The sequence below is a fragment of the Halobacteriovorax sp. ZH5_bin.2 genome, from assembly GCF_043196375.1.
In the GTDB taxonomy this organism is placed as follows: domain Bacteria; phylum Bdellovibrionota; class Bacteriovoracia; order Bacteriovoracales; family Bacteriovoracaceae; genus Halobacteriovorax_A.
This window is the reverse complement of record NZ_JBEBMJ010000006.1, coordinates 99,059-122,247: the sequence shown is the minus strand read 5'-3', so window position 1 is coordinate 122,247 and position 23,189 is coordinate 99,059. Positions and strand designations below refer to the sequence as shown.

Below are 23,189 nucleotides of genomic sequence, written 5' to 3'. Positions count from 1 at the left end.
AAAGGGCCTTTTTTATTACTTATCAAATACGCTATTAAAATATAAACGAGTACACTCTCTAACGGGATCAACTCCTGCCGGATTTTCTTGATAGAACTTCTTACACTTTGCCATAAAGTCTTTCGCGTAAGTGTCCTTTTTCTTTTTTCCACGGAATTCAAAGTGAAAACCAACGTAGTCTGGTGCAACTACTGGGTGAATCGACATATCCCATTTCTCATTTCTATTTGGGTTGTATTCACTTGCATAAATAAGCTTTCCAGTTAAGTGACCAACGAGAGCACCGACGACTACGTCACTTGCCCAGTGTGCACGATCGTGAACACGAGACCAACCACCAACAGCTGCGGCAGTGTAAGCAAGTACTGGAATAAATTTCGATTTATCTTTGTAGTGTTCTGCAATAACTGTTGCAAAAGTAAAGGCCGTTGTTGTGTGCCCAGATGGGAAGGAAACATTATCGTTATCCCAATTGAAGCCCGTAAAGTCATTCTTGTCTTCTGTTTTATTTGGTCTTACACGACTAAAAGTCATTTTAGCAGCTCTTGTAATTAGTCCTGAAAGAACTGTTGCCTTAAGAGCGACTTTAGAGATTCTTTTAATTTCGTCATTTTGAATAACAACACCTAGAGCGTAACCGGCAGCAGAAAGTTGAATAGGGTAACTTCCGGCTTTCACTCCCCAAAAAGCAATCTCTTCAGAAACTTCTGTGCGATTGTCTTGGGCAAATTGCATAAGTTCTTCATCGTTATTAAAGAGAAGAATTGCCGTACCTGCAGTTGCACCAATTAGTGCAAGCTCATTATTGGTAAGGCCAACAGGAAGTGTTTGATAAGAAGGAGCAAATGTATATTCTCCATAACGGTTAATAATACCATCTTCTTCGTAGCGAGGCTGGAAGACACTGTATTCGCCCATACCAGGGCAGATCCCATCTCTTAGGAAGTCTTCGACTAGACATTGCGCATGTGCATTAATGACGAATACTAGGCATGCTAGTATTCTTAGAAATCTACTTCCTCTCATAATGTCTCCCTAAATAAAATTATGTTTGTGCCATTATATCTTGATAGGGAGTTTACTAGGGTAAATTTGTTGTATTTACACGGGGGCCATAAATTTTAGACAGTTAGCTAGCGGTAATATATTTCCTCAATTTTTAAAGATGAATTTAAGTTAGAATAATTGAATGAGGGGAATTTTATTTCTAATTTTAACTATTTACGGCCTGTGTGCATATTCATCAACTGACTTCAAATACCAAGATCGTTCAAATGATTTTCAAGGGTTAGCAAAAGCGCTAATTGCTGAATACCAATATCAAGACTTTGATGGCTTCTATCAAAACTATTCTGAGCACTTCTTAGCAAATCAAGTATTTGTAAAGGGCGCTGAGAGATTCTTTGTGAAGCTTGGCCTTGAGACCGATGCAGGCAAGCTTAACAAGTTCATTCCACTGGCGGCCGGTGATGTCGTAAATTTCAAAGTTGGAAAGACTCCTATTTCTATCTATTTTGAAAATATCGCAAAGGTTGAAAAGTATAAGATTGTTAAAAGCGTGAAAGGCTTTGTGGCAAATCAAATGAGAAAGGGAAGTTTTAAAAAGTACACCCTCATCGACCTTTTTATCCCAAAGGCCCATGCTGTTGAATGTAATAATCAATTAGAAGAAATCGTTAATATTGATGATCTACAAGCACCTGTTGATCGCTTCAATAAGGATTACCTTATGGCACAAGCAAGCGGTTGTGTGCAAAAGGCCTTAAGCGCTGCTTGGGCAAAAACTGGTGGCCTTGTTCAAGATGTGGGAAGTGGAATTTGGAATTTTATAAAGTCTCCTGTTAAGTCGGCCAAGAAATTTTGGAATAGTGCAGTTGATACATATGAGACAACAAAAGAATTCATTACTCAAATCGATCAAAAATTAGCAAGTCTTGGGGAGGCCTTAGGGGCCTTATCTCTTGAATCTCAAATTCAATTGGTTTGCTCTCTTGTGGGAAGTCTCGGATCAAATGTCCTCGTCAATGTCATTATGAGAGGCCCTCTCGGCCTAGGTAATGCCATGACTTCTCTAGCGTACCTTTCAAAGAGGGTGACTTCATCAGCAAAATTCTTACAACTTCTTGACCAACTAAAGAGTGCGGGGAAGCTAGGAAAAGAAAAAGTGGGTGAGTTAATCAATAAAATTCTTACAACAAAGAATAAAGATGGCCTTGAGAAGGTTAATTCTCTTTCATCTGCTAATTACGTGAACCTAACAGTGGAGTATGCAGCATGCGCGCTTTAATATTTTCACTCCTTATAACTTCTAGCTTTTCTTGGAAGGTTTTTGCGGCTGGAAAGAAGTGTAAAGACCTTGATGCTAAGGTGACAAGAGCAATCGAGTCGCAAAAGATTATGAGCCAAAGAGGAATCAAAGGTGAAATTAGACAAGAGATGACAAGTCTTCTTGATCGTGGTGTCGAGATTGATCCAATGTTCTTTCAACATATGATCCATCGTAAGGGATTCAAGACAACGGGGTTCAAAGATAAGGATCTTCTTGTTGGGCATGCGAAAAAACACGGTGATGAATTTAACTTTGTTAGTGATAGACAATACTTGAGAAATGCTGAGAAATTTGCTCGCTCAAGTGATGATAATATTATCTCTTTTAGAAGTAAGAATGATATTTACCGCTATAATCCTGTCTCAAATGAGTTTCAAGTAATTGAACGTTCTGGAAAGGTGATTGGTACTTATTATCGACCAGATCTAAGAAAGCTAAACGCTGCTAGAAAGAGAGAAAATCTTCCTCCATTTAAGAGTGTTACCGAGTGGTTCATTAAGAAGAAATGGGAGCGCTTTGTTTTAAATAGTGACTTTAAAAAATAGAGAATAACTCGTTAAATATTTTAAAGGCCTGGCTTTTCGCAAAAGCTTCAAAATTTGTAAACCTATTGGCGAAATCTTTTTCGTTTGATTTATTTTGATATAGGTATGCTGTGGCCACCTCTGCAAACATTTCTTCTGGCGATACTGTTGAGTACTCCGAAGGGAAGTTATCATAGGCGATTAACTCATTTGTATTAGTTAATCTAAGCTTTGCTTCTGATAAGTTAATTTCTGGGAGATGGTGATCATTATTGTGTTGGTATGTGAAATGCCTCTCATTTTCAGTTGCAGACCAGCCAACAGAGTTAATAAAGTCTTGGTATAGTTCTGGGTTCTCTTTTTGAACGAAGTGAAAGAACTCGTGAGTTAGAGTCAGGTTGATCTCTTCATCATTTTTTAATTGATCTTTGTAGATAACGATTTGTTTCCACTCTTCATCATACTTGCCTTTTGTTAGCCAGCTTGTCGGATGTGTTGTCTCAAAAATAACAAATTTTAAGTGATTTGTTGTCTCTGTAAATCCAGTGTCGAGTAGTTTTTTGACAAGGCGAATTTGCTTTAAGTTTATTTCTGCAGCAGGAATTAGAAGAATTTTGTAATCTTCATATATCTGCGTTTGAAGAGTACTTGCTTTAGACCTTTCTTTGTCAGTAATATTCTTACTAAACTCAAAATCAACAAAGTCGATAATGCCATTATTATTTAGATCAGTGCCAAATCTTGTTTTGTCTTCAGGAAACTCATCTGTGATATTTTCGTAACCATCACCATCAATATCATTATCCATAGCATCTGGAATTCCATCGAAGTCCTGGTCCAGAAAAATAAAGTAGTTATCATTTCTAATAACATCTTTTTCAATAAAGGTTTCATTTATTGTATAGCGAAGTTTTTCATCGATGGGTGGAAGATTGAATGGGGCGGCCAAGATCGTTTGGGTAATTACCATTGAAATGGCAAGACTCCCTATGGACCAAGGGCGGCCCAGTAGAGAGTTTTTAAATATGTTTTTCTTTTTGAAAATCATGCCTAACTTTTATCCAATTCTTAGTGGTAGTGAGCTGACCAAATATCTGCCCATGCTTCAATGAATCCACCGTGTCCACCAACTAGAGCGTATGAAAGGATCGCCGCTGGGAAGTATAGTGGGCCAAGAAGTGCTGATTGCTTCGCGTGACCTGCTTCATGTCCTGAAGCGAAACGGTAACCTGAGCAGAAGTCTAGCTCAAATAGTCCTGCAGACATCTTTCCTGGTACGATTCCTAGTCCACATACGTCAGCATAGATCTGCATCTTTGAAGCTGCGATTCTGATACGTGGTAGATCAAATTCAATCATTCTCATATAACGATATGGAGTTACAGCTTCTAGGAAGTTTATAAATAAGTTAACTCCACGACTAACTGGCGCAAGAATTACCTTTGTTCCAATAAAAGCAGCTCCTACCATTGTATTGATTAATCCCCAAGATAGGTTTGAAGCAATAACAAATAGGTGCATAAGTGGATGATCTGGATTTGCTGGATCAAATAGAAGGGACTTCTTTCCAAATACGCTTTCGTAAGTTGTTAAGGCCTTATCAAACTCAGCTCTTTGTTCTTGAGTAAGAGCTTCTTGCTTATATTCTTTGAACTTTTCTAATTTCTCAGAGTTTTCTTTCTTACCTGTATTAAGTAGGTTGTTAATATTTTCACTTAACTGTGGTGAAAGAATATTTGCATCTCTCATGGCCTTAAGTTTTGTAAGAGTTTTCTTTGCATCTTGATCGATGATTTTCATCATACCGATATAGGCCATATGTTGCTGTAGAACTTCAAGCTTGAATTCATCATCATTTTCAGTGAAACGCTGCATCTTATCTGAAGAAATCTCTTCGATATAACCAATTGAACGTTTTGTATAACCTTCACTTAGATTTCTCATATAAGTAAGAGAGTAGAGTGCAAGTACTTCGTTTTTTGCCATTTGCTCAGGTGTATTGATAAGACGATTAGTCTCATCTTTACGGTAAGAGTCTTTTCCTGCATCAAAAGTAATTGCGTGGATATCGAGAGTTAGATCTTTAACTTGTTTCATCCAGTTGCGAATCTTCTCTTTACTTTCATTATATTTTTCAACTGTACGCACTCTTCTTCTACGATCATTCGATCCGTAAGTTTGCTTTGAGTCTGTCCAAGTTTCAAACTTTGGAGCACTGTTGATTAGCTTGGCAATTTGTTCTGATTTTATTTGTAGTTCGTTGGCCATCATCAGTTTTGAATCTGATAAGTTTGATTTTTCAGAGCTTTCAAGGCTAAGCTTGAAATCATTGAAGTGATTATTGATACCTTTATTGGTAACAACTTTACAAGAGGCCATTTGAAGGCAGGCAAATACACACAAGGTTGTATTAGCAACTTTTTTAATTGCTGGTGACATAATCTCTCTCCGTTTTTGGTTTACGGTATTTTGTGAGTTATATCATTTAATTTGATTGAGTTAGTCGGATTTGAAATCTTCTCTTAGGTGTACAAAAATTAGTCAATAAATTGTAATTCGATTTCTTGAGCTAATTTATTAAGTAAGTACTTAACTTCAGGTTCTAGGCTAGGGTGGGCCTGTACGATAATGTCGCGATGGCCTTCGTGCTTGTCTCCTTCGATTGTTGAGTAGAAACATAGGCCTTCATTTGCTTCAAGTTGAAAGTAGAAATATGCTGATTCTTTCTTTGGTACTCTTACAATTGTTTTAAATATCTCACTCATAAAATACTCGACAAGTTTGTTTTTTATTTAGTTATTTGGCTTGGCAGTCTTTGCCTATCCACGAAATTTCATTGACTTAAACGCTTTGTAACCTAAAATATTATTAAAGGCCACTCTTTTATCAAGTCATGGAGGACTACAAGTGAAAGATTTCAGGAAGAGATTTCCACTCACTTCAGTATTAATTTTAGCATTGGCAACGACTTCTTGTTCGTGGTCGAAAAGAAAAACTCTTTTTGATGAAGAAGGTTACCCAATTGAAGAAGCGAAGCAGGCCGAAGCTAAACAACAAATGGTTCCTAAGGCCCAGTACGATCAGCTTCTTGAAAAATACGACAAGCTTTTAAAAGATACTAAAGCTCCTAGCTTAGCTGAACAATACAAGGCCAAGGATGGGAAGGGATCGGCTGAGCAAGTACAACTTAGTATGATTGATGATCTTCAAGGCGCAAAGAGTAGTAGTGTTGCTGAAACAGTAGATGTTTTTGCTAATGAAGTGGTTGCCCAAAAGAAGCAAGAACAATCAGATGATGTTCTTCTACAAAAAGAATTAAATCTGCTAAAGCAGGCCGAAGGTCTAATGGCACAAAACCGCTTGGACCAATCTTTAACTATTCTAAAAGATCTTGAAGGTTCAAGACATAGTCAAATTAAAGTAAGAGCAAAGTTCTACTTAGCAGAAATGCTTTTTTCTCAACAAGAATTTGATCTAGCGATGCAGTTGTATGAAGAGATTCTTAGACAACATGCTTTTTCAGGTCTTGTTATTAAGAGTTTAGGAAGACTTATTGTTTGTACTGATAAATTAAAATTAGCAAAGAAGAAAGAGAAGTATTATTCAATCCTTCACGATTTCTTCGGTGAAGCATAGGGCGTAGTTTGAAGAAGAAAAATCTAAGCTTATTATTTTGTATCGTATCTCTTCTCATGAGCATGGGACAGGTGCGCGCACAAGATGATCTTAAGGATCTAGAGCTCTTAGATGATAAAGACCTTCTTATGCTATTAGAAGAAGAGACTGATCAGCCACAGCAAACGGACGTGTCTGAGGAAGTTCTTACTGATGAATTAAATTCGATAAAAAGTGATCAAAAGAAGACCCTTCCTGGTGAAGAGGTTCTAACTGATGAGAATCTACAAAAGATTAATGCCAATAATTTAGAGAATGCAGATAATCTTGAAGAGATTGATATTCTTGCAAAAGATGTTGATACAAAATCACAAGCTACTAATGTCGAGATTGTTGAGCCAGAGAAGGCCAAAGGATCGAGTGCAAGTGATCAAAAAGTAACGATTAATAAAAACCTTTTCAATGTGGGAAGAGAAGAGAAAGAGCTTCTTGATCTTGCAAAATTTGTTGAAAAGAAAATACCAGAAGAAGAGTGGAATGAGCTTGCTACATCGGCAAAGGTCGATAAGTATGTTGTTCAAGAGGGTGATTGGTTATGGAAAATTTCACAAAACCTTTTTGGATCAGGATTCTACTATTCTAAGATTTGGTCAATGAACCCACAAATTACAAACCCTCACGAAATTGAGCCGGGACAAGTTCTTGTTTTCTCAACGGGAAGCGAAAGCTCTTTTCCTAAGGTTGCATTTGGGACATTTGAAGATGATGGCTCACAAGTACGTCGCTCTGAAAATGTTAAGGTCGCATCCTCTGGTGCCTTTTCAGCATACGGTGATGATATAAAGTCCAATTGGCTAAGAGAGAGAAGACAGCTTGTTAATAAAGGTGCGTTCTTTCAATCATTAACTGAATCTTCTTATGATGATGTTCTATCAATGACTGAGATCGAGCTAAATACTGACTATAAGAAGTATGCTCCGCCTATTTCTCGTATCATTATTGAGGAACCTGATAATCAATATGATAAGAATGGAATTTCTTCTATTGAAAGACAAGAAATCACGGTTTCACATGGTTTCTATTTAAATACATTTCTTTCGACTAACCACCTTCAAGACTTAGGGTATATCTCTGATAAGCAAGACGAGTCTGTTCTTATTCTTCGCGATCAGAAAGTCTACGTTAAGTTTGATAAGAGTGTGCAAGTAAGGCCTGGTGATAAATTTTCAATCTATCAACCAGATGGAAAAGTTTCTCATCGTATTTCTGATCGTGAAGGTCTGCGCTATACAATCTTAGGACAAGTGAAAGCGATAAGAGAGTTAGAAGATAATAAGTGGGAAGTATCAGTTGACGAAATTGTTGAAACAATTGAGCGCGGTGCTAGAGTTACAGTTTACACACCTAAGATTGCTAAGATTTTTAAAACTTATAATCCTCGACGTATTGAAGCGGCCATTATTGGTTCATATAAACAACAACAGCGAGGACTAGCTCTAGGAAGTGTTGTTTACCTCGATCGTGGTCGAGTAGATGGCGTTGAGTTAGGAAATGTTTTTGAAGTCTACTCATTCATGGATAGAGGAACAGGAAAGCAAATTAGTTCTCAACCAACATATGTAAAAGGTGAGGCAACTGTTATTACTGTCACAGATAATTTTGCGACGGCCGTTATTTCTTATAGTAATTCAGGAATGGAGCTTGGTGATATTGCTCTGACTAAATCTGAGGCAACTGCAAAGATGGCAGAGCAGCTACGTAATAATACTCGTGCTAAGAATCTTGGCAAGCAAGAGAACCTTGCTCTTGAGGAACTTGATGTTGAGTTGAACTTAGATAATCTTGGAGAGGATCTTCTTAAGCAGGTTGATGAAATTCGCCTTGAAGAAGATGAACTTGAAGAACTTGAACGCCAAGAAAGAGAGAAATCGATCATTAAAGAACAAGCTCGTGATCTTAAAGAACTTGAGAAGCTTGAGAGAGAATTGATTGAAGCTGAAACAAAATTAAATGAGAAGAAGATTGATGAAGATACTTACTTAGAGCGTCAAGATCTGAATTTAATTGAGAAAGGTGTGAAGGCCAAAGATCCTAACGCACTACCTTCAATGAATGAAATCGAATCACAAGAAGGTCTAAAATATATGGATGAAGATCTGAACAGTAAGGAGAACCCTTACGGATTGACTCCATATGACATCGAAGAAATTGAAGAACTATTGAATAGTGACTCAAATTAATCTATGCTAGCAAAAAATATGTTAAGATATCCTTGGTGCGTTCCAGTAACGCACCTTGTTTTTTTATAACAGGAGAAAGTGAACATCATGACACAATCAGAAGTTGTGAGTGAAGCTGCAACAAATGCTGCCTCTAAAAAGGCCTCGAAAAAAGCAGCAAAAAAAACAACAAAGAAGAAAACTGCTAAAAAAACTGCCAAAAAAACTGCAAAGAAAAAAGTAGCTAAAAAGGCGGCCAAAAAGACTGCAAAGAAAACTGCAAAGAAGACGACAAAGAAAAAGGCTTCCTCAGTTAAAGACAAAGACTACAAACTAGTCATTGTGGAGTCACCTTCAAAGGCCAAAACAATTAAGAAGTATCTTGGGCGTGGTTTTCAGGTTGTTGCCTCAAATGGACACATTAAAGACCTTCCAAAATCAAAACTAGGTGTTGATATCAAAGAGAACTTTGAGATTGACCTAGTACCAATAGCTGGTAAAGCAGCAAAGATCGAAAGAATTCAAGAATTAGCAAAAGATGCAAATGAAATCTTCCTGGCACCCGACTTGGACCGTGAAGGAGAGGCCATTGCATTTCACCTTGCTGAAGAAATTGGTAAGAAGAAAAAAATTAGAAGAGTTATTTTCAATGCCGTTACAAAGAATGCTGTAACAAATGCCGTTGAAAACCCAGTTGATCTAAATGTTAATATGTATGATGCCCAAAAGACACGTCGTGTACTTGACCGTCTTGTGGGATATAAGATCTCACCAATTCTTTGGGATAAAGTTCAACGTGGTATCTCTGCTGGGCGTGTTCAATCAGTTGCCCTAAGAATCATTGTTGAAAGAGAAGATGAAATTAAGGCCTTCGTTCCAGAGCAGTGGTTTTCAATTCACGGTGAGATGGAAAAAGATGGAACTCTTTTCGAGTTCAAATACTATGGTGAAGATGCCAAGAAGAAAACAGAATTAACAGATGAAGAGTTTACGAAACAAATTGTAAAAGATGTTAATGGGAAAGAGTTTGAAGTTATTGACGTTAAAAAACGTGAAAGAAAACAAAACCCTACACCTCCTTTTACAACTTCAAAGCTTCAGCAGGAAGCTGCTAATAAGTTAGGATTTACGGCCAAGAGAACAATGATGGTTGCGCAAAGACTTTATGAAGGGATTGCAACAACTGACTTTGGAACTGTTGGTCTTATCACATATATGAGAACGGACTCTGTCAGAACTGAGCCGGAATCATTAAATGCTCTTCGTGAATATGTTAAGGGCCAATATGGTGAGAAGTACTTATCACCAGAACCAATTGAATATAAGAAAAAGGGAAGTAGTAAGGTTCAAGATGCCCACGAGGCCATCAGACCAACTTCTCTTGAATATACTCCAAATCAATTAAGAGGAGATTTAGAGCCAGATGAGCAAAAATTATATGAGCTTATTTGGAATAAGTTTATCTCTTCTCAAATGAGTCAGGCGATTATCGATCAAACAGCTGTAACTTTTGAATGTGAAGGCCACTTCTTTAAGGCAAATGGCTCGATCATTAAGTTTCCAGGTTTTAGAACTGTCTATATGGAAGCAGCTGCTGAAAAAGCTTCACGTCGCGGCGGTAATGATGATGAGGATGAAAATGACACACCAAAGGCAACAGGTGAGCTACCAGTAATTGAAGTTGGTGAGCAAATGCCTGCAAAGAATGGACCTGCTGAACAGGAACACTGGACTTCGCCACCTCCTCGCTATAACGAAGCTTCTCTTGTAAAGACTCTTGAAGAAAAGGGGATTGGGCGTCCTTCTACTTATGCTTCAATTATTTCAAATATCCAAGACCGTGGTTATGTCGAAAAGGTTGAAAACCGTTTTATGTCGACAGAGCTTGGTACTGTTGTTTGTAAGATGCTTATTGAATCGTTTCCGGATGTAATGGATGTTGCTTTTACGGCCAATGTTGAAAAGCTTCTGGATAAAATTGAAGACGGTGAAATTAAGTGGAAGAAAGTTCTTAAGGAATTTTGGCAAGGTTTTGAAAAGACTCTTGAAAAAGCAAAAGAGGAAATGAAGAACCTTAAAAAGCAGGAGATTCCAACGGGAATTCACTGCCATAAATGTGAAGACGGTGAGTACCTTATTAAATGGGGACGTAATGGTCAGTTTCTTGCCTGTCGTAACTACCCAGATTGTACATCGACTCATGACTTTAAAAAGCACCTTGATGGAACAATTGAAATACTTCCAAAGGACTGGTTTAGAGACCCATGCCCAGAGTGTGGAAAGCGTCTCGAAGTTAAGAAAGGTAAGTATGGACGCTTTGTTCGCTGTGAAGAATATCCAAAGTGTGAAACAACTCTTCCTTATACAATCGATGTGACTTGTCCAAAGTGTAAGGTTGGAAAGTTTGCAGAGAAGAAGTCTCGTTACGGGAAAATCTTCTATGGTTGTACGAATTATCCAGAGTGTGAAACGGCCCTATGGAATGAGCCAAAAGTTATGGATTGTCCTGCTTGTGGTTTCGGCGTTATGGGTGTTAAGGAAACAAAGAGATGGGGGAAACAGCTTCAATGTCCTGAGTGTAAGCACTCTGTAGACTGGGAAGATACTCCATTTGCTAAAGAAGAAGCACAAGAGAATAAAGAGTAATCAATATGATCAATAAAAATATGGCCCTTGTTTTTTGCAAGGGCTTTCTTATGGGTATTGCCGACTTAATCCCTGGTGTTTCAGGGGGAACTATTGCATTTATCACTGGAATCTATGATAAGCTTCTGGCCACAGTCGCTGCCATTGATAAAGGTCTCATTAAGGATGCACTAACTTTTAATATAAAGAGTGTTTCAGAGAAGATTGATTTAAAATTCATCATTCCTTTAGGTATTGGAATTCTCGGGGCCATGCTTTCTCTTGCAAGGCTTATGCATTATTTGATTAATCATCACCCTGTACCGACTTGGGGCCTATTTCTAGGGTTGATTTCAGCTTCTATCATTGTCATCGCTAGGGACTTAAAGGATCGTAAGAATCCTCTGGCCCTTGTTATGGTGGCCCTAGGTGCTGCAATTGGTTTTGCTATTACTCAGCTTGTGCCTGTCACAACTCCAACAGATTTATGGTTTATTTATATTTGTGGCCTAATTGGTATAACGGCCATGATTCTGCCAGGTATTTCAGGTTCATTCATACTGTTAATTTTAGGAAAGTATGAATACGTTACAGGTGCTTTAAAGAATCCATTTCAAGAAGGTGCCTTAATTATCATTGGTGTCTTCGCTCTTGGCTGCTTAACTGGTCTAGTTAGTTTTTCTAAGGTTTTAAATTTCTTTATGAAGAATTTCCGCGAGCGCACAATGGCGTTCCTTGTAGGAATTCTTCTTGGGACATTATCTAAGGTTTGGCCTTGGAGAGAAGTGACAAAGTCTGTCGTTATTCGTGGCAAGACAAAGGTCCTTTCTGAGAGCCTTTACTTTCCAACTTCACTTACGCCAGAGGATATTCTAGCTGTTGTGCTTGTTGTCATTGGTTTCTTCTTTGTCTTCTTTTTAGAGCGTAGTGCGAACAGAAACAATTAAAAATATTGTCTAGTTTAGTGACTTGACCTTTTATTTAATTCTCATTAACATCCGTTTGGTGATTCAAACAAAATGTTTAATAGGAGAATAAATGAAAAAGTTGTTTATCGCTTTAATTGCAGCAACAACAGTTAGTGCTGCTACAACACAAGAGCTAGAGAGAAGAATTGATATTCTTTCTAAAGAAGTACAAAGCATGCAATCAAAGGGCCTATCATCTAAGGTAAGCCTCGGTGGTTACGGTGAGATCATCTATACTGACAATAGTGAAGGTACATCTCAGTGGGATACTCTAAGAAACGTACTTTACGTTGGGTATCAATTTAGTGACAAGTGGTCATTCATGACTGAAATTGAAATTGAGCACGCAGATGAAATCTATACTGAATTTGCGGAAATTCGTTATGCTCACTCTGACCTTTTAAACTTCAAAGCTGGTCTTCTACTTACTCCAATTGGGATCGTAAACACTGAGCACGAGCCAACTCGTTTTATTGGTGTTAAGCGTCCAAGACTTGAAAATGCAATTATTCCAACGACTATGCGTGAAAACGGTGTAGGAGTATATGGTACTTGGAATAACCTTGAGTATAAGTACTATATCATGAACTCACTAAAGTCTTGGGATGGATCTGCTGGTTTCTCTGAAGGTGGTGTACGTGGTGGACGTCAAAAAGGTGCTAAAGCACTTGCTGGACACTGGTCACATGTTGCTAGAGTTGATTACGGTTTTGACTTTGGTCTTGATCTAGGTGCTTCTCTTTATATGGGAACAACTAATGGTGACGCTCAAGGTGAGCACAATATCTACGATGTTCATTTAGCATATAACTACAAAGGCCTAATGGTGAAGGCGTTATATGTTTACTCAACTCTTGATGGTAAAGAATTCTCTGCAGCATCTGGAAATGTTGTGGCTGACGTTATGCAAGGTTACTATGTTGATCTAGCTTACAATATTACTCATGGTAAAACTTATTCAATTATGCCATATGTAAGATACGAAAGTTATAACACTCAAGACGATGTTGATGCATCTGTTGGCGTAGCTGATAAAGCAAATGATAAAGAAAATATCACAGCTGGTATTATGTATAAGCCACTTGATAAAGTTTCTTTCAAAGCTGACTTCACTAAACTAAATAATGCATCTAATGCTGGTGAATTAGAAGAAGTAAACTTCGGGATCGGATGGGAATACTAAGATTTTCAAATCTATTCAATATTAAGGCAGTAAAGGGGGTCTTCCTCTTTACTGCTGTTTTATTTCTAGCGAAGGGACAAGCTTACGCTGGGATCAAGGAAACTCTTTCAAAGAAGTATCCTGATTGTGCATTTGTTGAGAAGTCTAAGTTCTTAACGGACAAAGAGTTTGAAACAATAAAATCTAAATATCCAACTCGTGATATTCGACGCTTCTATTCGTTTTATAAGAGAGAATGCAAGAATGAAACGTCGTATGACTTTGTCTTTACGGATACTGTTCGTACAAAGAATCAAGTTCTTCATGTTCATGTGGTAAAAAATAATATTGAAAGTTTAGCGATCGTTAAATTTGAAGAGCCTTCAGAATATAAGGTGAAGCCGAATTGGCTTTCTCGCTTTAAATCACAAAGACCAGATACAATTGATATTGTTTCTGGAGCAACTCTTTCGTCTAATAGTACAAAATTTTTAGTATGGTTGTCGCTATATCTACAAAAAGATATAATCTAGCCTAAGTTATGACGCCGACAGAAAAGAATAACCTATTTATTTCAAATTACTTTATCGTTGTTACGGGGACAATTTATTTTGTGGCCAAGTACTTTATGACAATTGAAGGTGATTGGGGAGCTGAAACCCATCCACTTTCTATTTGGATGCAAAAGCTTCACATCTTATCTGTGCCTTTCCTTCTTTTCTTTGTTGGGACAATTTTTTCAAATCATATCTATAAGAGAGTACTAAGTGGCTATAAGAAATCACGTACTTCGGGAATCTTTCTAATTGGACTCTTTGTGGTTATGAGCTTATCCGGATACTTAATTCAGGTTAGTGATAATGATCTACTTAGGCAATGGTCTGCCTATATCCACCTTGGAGTGTCCCTTGTGTGGAGTCTTGGTTTTACTTACCATCACGTGACAGCAAATCGCTAAGCTTGTTGTAATTTCTTATCAACTAGTTCTCCAATTATATGAGGGCGAACTAAGTGAAAAGCATAGAACATATGAAGACATCTTAGATGATAGAAATCTCTGAGCCCTCCGATACCAGTATCTGTAATCATCGGCATCATATTATCTGGTAGCTCGAGATTCATCTCTTTAAATAACTTCACTCTTTCATCACGATATGATTCATGAATTACTTTCACTTTTTCTTTAAGTTCATCATCAGCATCAATCATGGCCTGAAGCTCTTTTGTAAATCCTTGCCCTTCGATTTGGCTAATGGCCTTGTAGACGACAGGATCGACTAGCCAATAGATCGTAGGGAAGGGAACTTTATCTACAACTGGAGTAACTTTAATTGAAGCTGGGCGACCGTCAGTTGTTCTTGCTGAAACCTCAACAATACCTCTGGCCTCTCTTTTTAAAAAAGCTTCAATCTGTTCAATATCTTTTTGCGTAGTTTGTGTACTCAAAATAGAGATGCTCCTATAGTATAAAAAATTGAAAATGAATTAATATCTTCTCGCGCGCTCTGCTCTTTAAGAATCTCAACCTTGGTACGATCTGTCCGATCGATTAATGTGGTCTTATAAGAGCGATATGCTGCAACCGTAACTTCGGCAAAGAATGGAAAGCGATAGACTTCTTTAACTTGTTCAATACCGACAGAAAGTGACCCTCCAAAAGAGTCATAATTTAGTTTTAGATCTCTACCATTTTTAACGATATTAAAGTCATCAAGGTCAAGTGAGTTAAGAAGCCAGCTAGGACCAAACTTAACATAGAGCTTAAATCTTCTAAATCCAATATGATGTAAAAAATCAACTTCATAGATATCGCTATTAATACGAATTGTCGGGGTAATATTGAAAGATTTGAAGTTTCCATTGCCCGCTAGAACTGTACTGTCGTAGGCAAAGCGTAGGTCACGGGCCCGTCCGAAAGTTGTATGGGACTCAAGGCCAATTTCGACCTTTTCTAGTCGAAATGAAAACTGTGTATAAATACCAAAAGCCTTTGATTCTTCACGGTCTTCGATATCGTATTTATTTTCAAATTGGTCGTCGTCTAATTCGTTAAAAATAGTGTTCTGCAGAGTGAAGCCAGCTCTTAGGTAGAACTCATAAGGCCCTAAAGCACTTCTTGCATTCAAAGAAGCAAGAGAGATCATAAATATGAGAATTAGTTTAAAATTCTGCATGAAAGTAATATCCAATTGATTTCTTATCTAAGTCTGGAGCGATGACTGCATATGCTGTTCCTTCAAAGATTGAAGGAAATAAAGTCATTGGGTTAATTAAGTGACCAAAGAAGTGCCCAACCTTGCTTTCTCCATTTAACAGAGACATGGACAGTTTTTCAAAACCATAACCCATAACTGCTCCAAGTACAGGTGTTTGATAGAGGTCTTGTACTGAAGCTGGTTCGGTATAGACTTCGATGAGAAACTCAAAAATCGTACTAGAGACAAAAGTTAGTGCGAGGGCATCTGCATATCGGTAATTTCGAGCACGATAGTAGAGAAACATTTGTGAACCTGTATAAGGGTGAACCATATAATTCCAAAATGGTTCATCGCGATCGAAGACAATCTTTCCAAAGTTCTTGCGGTAGCTATCCCATGATCCTTCATTTCTTACGGTATCCCATTGAGTTAGGGGGTAGGCAATGAGAGAGATTCCAAAAACAAATTTAACGTCTTTATAGATCTCCTCTTTTGTGTGATCACGATCTTGGTAGAAATACTTTTTTTGTGCAAAAGAAGTTCTTTGCATGCATAGGGTAAGTATTGTAAAAGATAGGGTAATTATAAAACTTTTCACGATGTGATCTTATATAAATTTGGCCACGTTCTGGCCAATAATACATTGCGATAATTAAGCCAGTTCACTAAATATATGAAAAAATTAATCTCTTTCTTATTAATTTTATTTACTTCATCACAAATCTTTGCCCAGAGTTCAAATTATCTTGTCTTTGACGAGAAAGAAGACGGTCGATGGTTTCCAATTCAGCTCTATATCAATGGCTCATTTGACGTTATTCAAAACCCTTATTGGTTTAACCAGAAGGACTACTTTGAAAAGCATAAAATTGTTTGGAATAAGGTGAAGGATCCCATTCATTCAATTAAAAAGAATGGAGGGTTTGATAAATTTCTAAAAGAAGAGTTTTTAAGTAGTCGAGCTTTACCAAATATCTTTCTTCATACATTTGGTGGAGCATACGAAACGAAGAAGCTCATGGAGTACGCTGACTACTATGATATCAAGTGGGCCAAGACTTTCTCGTTCTTTGTCACTTTTGCCATGCACTTTGGAAATGAGGCCAATGAAACAACTCAGCCTGAAGTATCAGCACTTGATCACATCGCTGACCTTTATTTCTTTGATGTGGCCGCATTCTTCTTAGGTTTAAATGACCCCTTTATGAATTTTATGATCGACGAAATGGGGATGACGACTTGGCACTTCATGCCAGTCTATGATGTTGAACATGAAGACTTTTTTAACGTTGGATTAAATTATATCTTGCGCCCGAAACTTCTTCACTTTGATAAGTTTAGGCCCCTTCTTTATATGGGGATGATGAATATGGTGGGACTAACTTACGACAACGGTGATCTCTCTCATTCAATTACGGCCGGGATGGCATTTACAAACCCTCTTGAGCAGAAGGGCCGATTTGTTTACGGCTATTTCCTAGAAACCATGGGAAGACAGGCTGCGTCACTACTCATGAACAGTTCTGAGGACTTTAGAGTCCGTCTAAATCTATATCCTGCACTATTTCACTTCTATGCTGATAGCGCTTCTAATTTTGCTCTTATGCTTGGTCAAACGAAGAATGAAGACTTTGCCTTTGGGATAAATTACGAGCTTCCAATAAGTATTGGGAATCTTAACTAGGTTAAGATTAGCTTGCTTGCATATTACTGAAAGCGTACTATAGATGCGAAATATAGGACGATTTATGATTAAGATTAATAAGCAAGCACTTGAAAACTATCAAACAAAATACGGAAGTGATTCAATTCTAAATGTTAATAAGGGAATTGAAAAAGAAGGGCTTCGTGTACAAGTTGATAGTGGAAAACTTGCTAGCTCAGATCATGACCCAAAATTTGGTTCAAAGCTTCTTCACAAGTGGATAACAACAGACTTTGCTGAGAGCCTTCTTGAGTTCATTACTCCTGTCTCAAAATCTAATCGTGAAACATTGAGTACTCTTGGTAATCTTCAGCACTATGTTTTAGAGCAAGATTCAAATGAAGTAATTTGGCCATCATCAATGCCTTGTATTTTACCGGAAGATAAAGATATCAAACTTGCTTATTACGGCGAGAGTAACTCTGGCCGTCTCAAGACACTTTATCGTTCAGGGCTTGGGCTTCGCTATGGCCGATCAATGCAGGCCATTGCTGGCCTTCACTATAACTTTTCGATGACCGAAGAGTTTTGGAAGAATTGGCATGAATTAAGTGGCAGTGATCTTTCTTTACAACTATTTATTAATGAAGAATATCTCAACCTTTGTCGTAACTTTAGAAGCTACTCAAATGTTCTGCTTTATTTATTTGGAAACTCAATTTCTGTTCATGAGTCTTTTCTTAATGGTAAGAAGCATAACCTCGAAGTTCTTCATGAAGATGAAGTTCATGGTAAAACTTATGGTTCAAAAGAGGGAACTTGTTTAAGAATGGGGGGACTTGGTTATACGGGTGCTTCTCAAAGTGGGATTCGCATCTGTTATAATAGCCTTGATAGCTACTGTGATAGTTTAGAAGAGGCCCTGCAAATGAATTTTGCAGACTTCGATAAGATTGGCCTAAGAAATGAGAAAGGTGAGCTACAACAAATTAGTACTCACATTTTACAGATTGAAAATGAGTTCTATTCAATTATTAGGCCGAAAAGAATTGCCCCTCCTGGAAAGAGTGCTCTTGCTAGCTTAAGAAGTAAGGGGATTGAATATATTGAGGTGAGGCTTCTTGATTTAAACCCATTTGCAAAAAATGGAATTACTAAAACTCAGGCCGACTTCCTTGATGCATTTCTTTTGACGTGCTTGTTCATGCAGGCCGATAAGTGTAATCATGAAATCTACAATGAGATCGAAGAAAATAACCAGCTCATTGTTAAGCTGGGAAGAAGAGCTGGACTAGAAATTGGCCTTAATGGTTCAAAAATCAATTACCAAGAATATCTAACTAATTTCTTTGATCAAATGAGTGAAGTCGTTAATGCGATTTCAGATGGAGAGCGAAAGGAAGAATTAATTTTTGCCATTGAAGAGCAACGTAAGTTAATTGATCCTGTAAATACTCTATCTCAGAAGGTCTTTGATCTTGTCTCACAAAAGGGACATATTCAAGCAATGAGGGATCTAGCTCTTGAACACCGTAAAGAGTTAGCTTCTGAAGATGTAAATCATATTTTTCAAGAAGAATTGGCACTAGAGAAGAATGCATCAATACAGCGCCAGGTGGACTTTGAAAAACTCGACGACGTAGACTTCGAAGAATACGTCGCCGCATATGTTGCTTCTAGCTTTTCAAAATAGAGATTGAATAAAAGTAAGTACTAAGTAAATTAAACCAAATGCGACAGCAAGTAGTGTTAAGTTTACAGTGTGCTTAATGATCTTATAAAGAATTATATTCGTTTGCTTAAGGGTTCTTACCTTAAGAAGAGCTGGAGTAACAGCACCAAAGATTGCATTCACTAGTCCTCTTTGATCTCCCGGAACATTAGGAACCAGAGTAATTCTCATTATTTGCTTAAAGATAAAGTTGATAATCTTTCCAATGATATTCGTTGGACGATCAACTTCTAACATAAGAATAATTCTTTCGTTTTCAGAATTATTGAATGCAAAGTGAAGATAAGTTTCATCAAAGAGTAATGCTTCTCCATCACGCCAAGAATAATCTGTACCATCAATATTGATGTAACATCGATCATCATTAGGAGTTTTAAGCCCTAGGTGGTAGCGAAGAGAAGTGGCAACAGGGTCTAGGTGCTTTGTTAGTTTTGATCCCACTGGAAGGATTGAGTACATGGCACCATTAACGCCAGGAACCTTAGAAACAAGTTCAACAGTTTTTGGACATAATTCTTTTGCTGAGTTTAAAGTTGTTCCATACCAAGTTAGGTAGAATTTTGACCAACCGTACTTATAGAAAGTTCTAAAACCGATATCGTAGTAAGCACTTGAAGTAGGGTCCTTTACTTTATCAAAGTAGCCATTCTCTCTGAGGCTTACGGCCTCGTCGCGAATTGTTTCCCAATTATCTTGAACAAGTTTTAGTTCAGGAAAGTCCGCTAGATTCATAATTGGCCTTGCCGCTCTCTTCTTTGTGAACATATAGAGTAGACAATTTAAAGGTGCAAAAATGGGCCAACCTTTACGCAGATAGAAGTTTAAACTCTCATACCTTTCAGTTCCACGGTAAGCGTAGACATAGCCCATTGAGGCAATACCAAAAAGAAAGAGAAAAATGAGTACAGATATAACGCTAATAGTCTTATCCTCGTTTAAGTTTTAACAATTAGAATCAAATATACATCAAGCGTTTGCTTTCCTCCATGATTTTTCTCATTATGTGTAATGTGTCATTTTAAGGCTAGACTCTTTCTGAAATGGTTCACTCAAGCGTTGGATGCGTAACTATACCTTTGTAAATTGGCTTACATTTCTCCACGCCAACAAATTGAAAAGTTGAACTCTTCACACTGGATACTGGCGCCGTAGCGGTATCAAGGAAGGCCTTGGTTTTTGAAATTTCTGGTTTCGTAAATGTTCCCTTAATCATTTGCTGTAATTCAGGACAATACTTTTCATCAACAACAGAAACAATAAAGTTTTTAAAGGTTTGCTTTTCAATATTGGCGCCACCCTGGGCAACAATTAAATGCTCTTGTGTTGCAACAGCGACATCATCAAATACAAGAAGATCACCGGCAAGAGTCACGCCTGCATTAACCTGTTTAAGATTTGTGTCCCCACCTCGAAAGCCTCCAACTGTTTGCCCTAGACTCGCGGCACTCGTGTAGAGCAGTCCAATAGGGCCAAGTGCCACAACGGCAGCGGCATCGATAAGTCCAACACTTCGAGTATCGAGAAAGTTAGAAATAACATCATCGACTCTAAACCCTGTTAGGACTAAGTTCTTGCCTGATACATTTGCAGTGATATCACCATTGGCCCTTGCTTCAATATTAATGAGGCCAGATAGGCCTAGAGTGGCATCAAAGTATTTGATGATATGGTTAATATCAAGATTATTGTAATTAAAATGAATATCTTTAAGTGTAGCGAGATTAAGAGTTAGGACACCACGATTCTTGCTACCAAAGTCCGGAATATGTATCTGACTTATTTCGACAGTAGCTCCTTCTTTCTTATGAACAATGCAGCTTATACTCTTTAGTTTGAACTTCTGAAGTTGAATACCGACAGCTTTTACTTTTATTTTAGAATTAAGGGCCTGGATGTAGCGATCAAGTTTCTTTGCATTAACATCAATTTCTAAAAAGCTAATATTAACAGAATTAACTTCTAGTTCATTTCTCTCATCTAATTGATACTTTAGATTGTGGAGAACCCACTGGCCGATACTGATTTTTTCAACACGTTCAATTCTCACACCGGCCATGGCAAGAGACTTCTTAATCACCCACTTATAATTCAAGATAAGAACGAGTAGAGTAGTGATTAATATGAGCGCTATGCCTAGAAATATTTTTTTCATGAGTAAAATGATCGGTCACTGGTAAATATTATATATTTGTCACAATTAAAGCATATAAGCAGAATATCTAAAATAAAAACTTTATTAATTGAATTAATTTATTCAACGCTTTTATGAATGCGCTATAATAGATTAAATTATGTTTAAAAAGCTAATTCCTCAAACATTGCAGACACTGTCTAAGACCAGTAGAGAGTATAATTCCTACTGTCCTTTTGTCACTGATCACAAGTCAAGGCCCATACCACAGGGGATAAAGACTCGTTATGCTAGGTATGACGATGCCCACGCAATTGCTCGTATCATTAGTGAAAATAATATTGATCCAAATCTCGACTATTCTTTCTTTTTTGAAAGAACAAAAAAGGAATTGGCCCGTGGTGGGAACTTAAAAGGCTTTCATCTGATCGTTGCCATTCTTGATGAAGAAATCGTTGGCTATGGTAGGTCAATCTTATACACGCAGGAAATGGTGAATCGTTACAAATACAAGGCTCCTGTTGGGTGGTATCTTATGGGACTCACTGTTCTTCCTGAATATCGAGGGTGCGGAATAGGTGATCTCCTAACTCAAGAGCGACTCAAGCATATTGGGCAAATTTCAACGAAGGCCTACTATGTTGTTAATGCAAAAAATAAGACTTCGATTAAAATGCATGAAAAGTATGGTTTTAAAATAAAAGAAAAAGGGCCAGGCTTTTTAAAGATAACATTTAATGGCGGGCTAGGAATACTATATGAATGTAGCTTAATCAATAGGGAATCGAATGGACTTCTTTAATTATAGAAATCATGAGTTATTTGCAGAAGAAAATAAAGTTTCAGACCTTGTTCAAAAGTATGGAACACCACTTTATATATATTCTTTAAAAACATTTAAAAGACACTTCCTCGCCTTTCAAGAGCCTTTAAAAGAGCATCGCCATTTAATTTGTTATGCAGTTAAAGCAAATTCAAATATTAATATCTTAAAAGAGCTAGCTGCGATGGGAAGTGGTTTTGATATTGTTTCTCGCGGAGAGCTTGAAAGAGTTTTGGCCGCAGGTGGACTTGCATCAAAGACTGTTTTTTCTGGAGTTGGAAAATCGCACGATGAAATTGAATTTGCACTTGAGAAAGGTATTAAGTGTTTAAACGTCGAATCTATTGCAGAGCTTCGAAGAATTAATGAAGTTGCGAAAAAAATAAATAAGAAAGCACCTGTTTCTATTAGAGTTAATCCAGATGTGGATGCTAAAACACATCCATATATTGCAACAGGTTTAAAAGAAAATAAATTTGGAATTTCATTTCAAAAGGCACAAGAGGTTTATGAGATTGCTCATTCGTTGGAGCATATTAGTGTTGAGGGAATTGATTGTCATATCGGCTCTCAGCTCACGAATGTGGGACCTTTCTTAGAAGCGCTAGAACGGCTAAAGCAATTAGTTGATACCTTAAGAAAAAATGGAACACCTCTTAAACATATCGATTTAGGCGGGGGCCTCGGGGTAAAATACCGTGATGAAATACCACCTCATCCGAGTGAGTACCTTGCTGAAGTTATTAAAAGTCTTGAAGATTATCCTGAGTTAGAACTCATTTTTGAACCAGGAAGGGCCATTGCGGCCAATGCAGGAATTCTTGTGACAAAGCTTGAATATATTAAAGAGAATGAAGGTAAGTACTTTGCCATTGTTGATGCGGCCATGAATGATTTAATGAGGCCTGCTCTTTATCAGGCGTGGCAAGAAGTCATTAAGGTGGATCAATCGATTAAAGGAACAAAAGAAAGTTTTGATATTGTCGGGCCCGTGTGTGAAACAGGTGATTACCTTGCAAAGGAAAGGGAACTTGAGCTTTGTGAAGGAGAGCTTCTCGCAATCCGTTCTTGTGGAGCATATGGTTTTACCATGTCGAGTAATTATAATTCAAGGCCAAGAGCATGTGAGTTGCTTGTTGATGGCGATAACGCTCGTTTAATAAGAAAGCGAGAATCTTACCAAGATCTTTACTACTTGGAACAATGTGATTAGGATCC

22 protein-coding genes are annotated in these 23,189 nt (G+C 37.6%); 13 read left to right on the top strand and 9 right to left on the bottom strand.

Annotation, left to right across the window (positions count from 1 at the left end):
* Positions 1–15 precede the first annotated feature (15 nt).
* Entirely contained in the window at positions 16–1,026 is a 1,011-nt protein-coding gene (locus ABMA76_RS14570; protein WP_392911432.1) for a phosphatase PAP2 family protein, read from the bottom strand.
* 163 nt (positions 1,027–1,189) lie between these two features.
* Between ABMA76_RS14570 and ABMA76_RS14565 the strand changes: the two genes are divergently transcribed.
* Together ABMA76_RS14565 and ABMA76_RS14560 are read left to right on the top strand one after the other, a co-directional pair.
* Complete coding sequence (locus ABMA76_RS14565; protein WP_393061980.1) at positions 1,190–2,287, top strand: hypothetical protein; 1,098 nt, start codon at positions 1,190–1,192, stop codon at positions 2,285–2,287.
* Positions 2,275–2,874, top strand: a complete 600-nt coding sequence (locus ABMA76_RS14560) for a hypothetical protein (protein ID WP_393061978.1) — start codon at positions 2,275–2,277, stop codon at positions 2,872–2,874. Before ABMA76_RS14565 ends, ABMA76_RS14560 begins: the two co-directional genes overlap by 13 nt.
* On the opposite strand, the gene ABMA76_RS14555 is transcribed toward ABMA76_RS14560, so the two are convergent.
* The 3 genes from ABMA76_RS14555 to ABMA76_RS14545 form a co-directional block, all read right to left on the bottom strand.
* Complete coding sequence (locus tag ABMA76_RS14555; protein WP_392911438.1) at positions 2,864–3,901, bottom strand: thrombospondin type 3 repeat-containing protein; 1,038 nt, start codon at positions 3,899–3,901, stop codon at positions 2,864–2,866. The two genes, ABMA76_RS14560 and ABMA76_RS14555, sit on opposite strands and share 11 nt — an antisense overlap.
* 20 nt (positions 3,902–3,921) lie before the next feature.
* Positions 3,922–5,292, bottom strand: coding sequence for a hypothetical protein (locus tag ABMA76_RS14550; RefSeq protein WP_392911440.1), 1,371 nt, complete (start codon positions 5,290–5,292; stop codon positions 3,922–3,924).
* Positions 5,293–5,390: 98 nt separating this feature from the next.
* On the bottom strand, positions 5,391–5,618 hold the full coding sequence (locus tag ABMA76_RS14545; RefSeq protein ID WP_392856875.1) for a DUF4911 domain-containing protein: 228 nt from the start codon (positions 5,616–5,618) through the stop codon (positions 5,391–5,393).
* Positions 5,619–5,760: 142 nt separating this feature from the next.
* Between ABMA76_RS14545 and ABMA76_RS14540 the strand changes: the two genes are divergently transcribed.
* From ABMA76_RS14540 to ABMA76_RS14510, 7 genes are all read left to right on the top strand, one after another.
* Positions 5,761–6,489: a hypothetical protein gene (locus ABMA76_RS14540; RefSeq protein WP_392911442.1), complete on the top strand. Its 729-nt coding sequence runs from the start codon at positions 5,761–5,763 to the stop codon at positions 6,487–6,489.
* 8 nt (positions 6,490–6,497) lie between these two features.
* Positions 6,498–8,708, top strand: coding sequence for a LysM peptidoglycan-binding domain-containing protein (locus ABMA76_RS14535; protein WP_392911444.1), 2,211 nt, complete (start codon positions 6,498–6,500; stop codon positions 8,706–8,708).
* A gap of 87 nt (positions 8,709–8,795) precedes the next feature.
* Complete coding sequence (topA, locus tag ABMA76_RS14530) at positions 8,796–11,333, top strand: type I DNA topoisomerase (protein ID WP_392911446.1); 2,538 nt, start codon at positions 8,796–8,798, stop codon at positions 11,331–11,333.
* 5 nt (positions 11,334–11,338) lie between these two features.
* Positions 11,339–12,259, top strand: coding sequence for a DUF368 domain-containing protein (locus ABMA76_RS14525; RefSeq protein ID WP_393061976.1), 921 nt, complete (start codon positions 11,339–11,341; stop codon positions 12,257–12,259).
* A 91-nt stretch (positions 12,260–12,350) separates the two neighbouring features.
* On the top strand, positions 12,351–13,463 hold the full coding sequence (locus tag ABMA76_RS14520; RefSeq protein ID WP_393061974.1) for a hypothetical protein: 1,113 nt from the start codon (positions 12,351–12,353) through the stop codon (positions 13,461–13,463).
* Positions 13,451–13,975: an FMN-binding protein gene (locus ABMA76_RS14515; protein WP_392911451.1), complete on the top strand. Its 525-nt coding sequence runs from the start codon at positions 13,451–13,453 to the stop codon at positions 13,973–13,975. The genes ABMA76_RS14520 and ABMA76_RS14515 overlap by 13 nt, the downstream gene beginning before the upstream one ends.
* A gap of 8 nt (positions 13,976–13,983) precedes the next feature.
* Entirely contained in the window at positions 13,984–14,400 is a 417-nt protein-coding gene (locus ABMA76_RS14510; protein ID WP_393061972.1) for a hypothetical protein, read from the top strand.
* Here ABMA76_RS14510 and ABMA76_RS14505 read toward each other — a convergent pair.
* From ABMA76_RS14505 to ABMA76_RS14495, 3 genes are read right to left on the bottom strand one after another with little or no spacing between them, the layout of a single operon-like run.
* A complete protein-coding gene (locus tag ABMA76_RS14505; RefSeq protein ID WP_392911455.1) occupies positions 14,397–14,888 on the bottom strand; it encodes a DUF501 domain-containing protein in 492 nt (163 codons plus the stop codon). The two genes, ABMA76_RS14510 and ABMA76_RS14505, sit on opposite strands and share 4 nt — an antisense overlap.
* Positions 14,885–15,616 carry a hypothetical protein gene (locus ABMA76_RS14500; RefSeq protein WP_393061970.1) on the bottom strand — a complete coding sequence of 244 codons (732 nt, stop codon included), beginning with the start codon at positions 15,614–15,616 and terminating at the stop codon, positions 14,885–14,887. The genes ABMA76_RS14505 and ABMA76_RS14500 overlap by 4 nt, the downstream gene beginning before the upstream one ends.
* Entirely contained in the window at positions 15,603–16,238 is a 636-nt protein-coding gene (locus ABMA76_RS14495; protein ID WP_392957769.1) for a DUF3943 domain-containing protein, read from the bottom strand. Before ABMA76_RS14495 ends, ABMA76_RS14500 begins: the two co-directional genes overlap by 14 nt.
* A 75-nt stretch (positions 16,239–16,313) precedes the next feature.
* On the opposite strand from ABMA76_RS14495, the gene ABMA76_RS14490 reads away from it, so the two are divergent.
* On the top strand, positions 16,314–17,324 hold the full coding sequence (locus ABMA76_RS14490; RefSeq protein ID WP_392911459.1) for a hypothetical protein: 1,011 nt from the start codon (positions 16,314–16,316) through the stop codon (positions 17,322–17,324).
* A gap of 64 nt (positions 17,325–17,388) precedes the next feature.
* Positions 17,389–18,978: a glutamate--cysteine ligase gene (gene gshA / locus ABMA76_RS14485; protein ID WP_392911460.1), complete on the top strand. Its 1,590-nt coding sequence runs from the start codon at positions 17,389–17,391 to the stop codon at positions 18,976–18,978.
* Here the strand turns inward: gshA and ABMA76_RS14480 are convergent.
* The gene (locus ABMA76_RS14480; protein ID WP_393061968.1) at positions 18,970–19,887 is read right to left on the bottom strand and encodes an aspartyl/asparaginyl beta-hydroxylase domain-containing protein; all 918 of its coding nucleotides are present in this window, start codon (positions 19,885–19,887) and stop codon (positions 18,970–18,972) included. The two genes, gshA and ABMA76_RS14480, sit on opposite strands and share 9 nt — an antisense overlap.
* A 175-nt stretch (positions 19,888–20,062) precedes the next feature.
* The gene (locus ABMA76_RS14475; protein WP_392911463.1) at positions 20,063–21,169 is read right to left on the bottom strand and encodes a hypothetical protein; all 1,107 of its coding nucleotides are present in this window, start codon (positions 21,167–21,169) and stop codon (positions 20,063–20,065) included.
* 139 nt (positions 21,170–21,308) lie between these two features.
* On the opposite strand from ABMA76_RS14475, the gene ABMA76_RS14470 reads away from it, so the two are divergent.
* Positions 21,309–21,950 carry a GNAT family N-acetyltransferase gene (locus tag ABMA76_RS14470; RefSeq protein ID WP_392911465.1) on the top strand — a complete coding sequence of 214 codons (642 nt, stop codon included), beginning with the start codon at positions 21,309–21,311 and terminating at the stop codon, positions 21,948–21,950.
* Entirely contained in the window at positions 21,937–23,184 is a 1,248-nt protein-coding gene (gene lysA / locus ABMA76_RS14465) for a diaminopimelate decarboxylase (protein WP_392911467.1), read from the top strand. The genes ABMA76_RS14470 and lysA overlap by 14 nt, the downstream gene beginning before the upstream one ends.
* Positions 23,185–23,189: the final 5 nt, after the last annotated feature.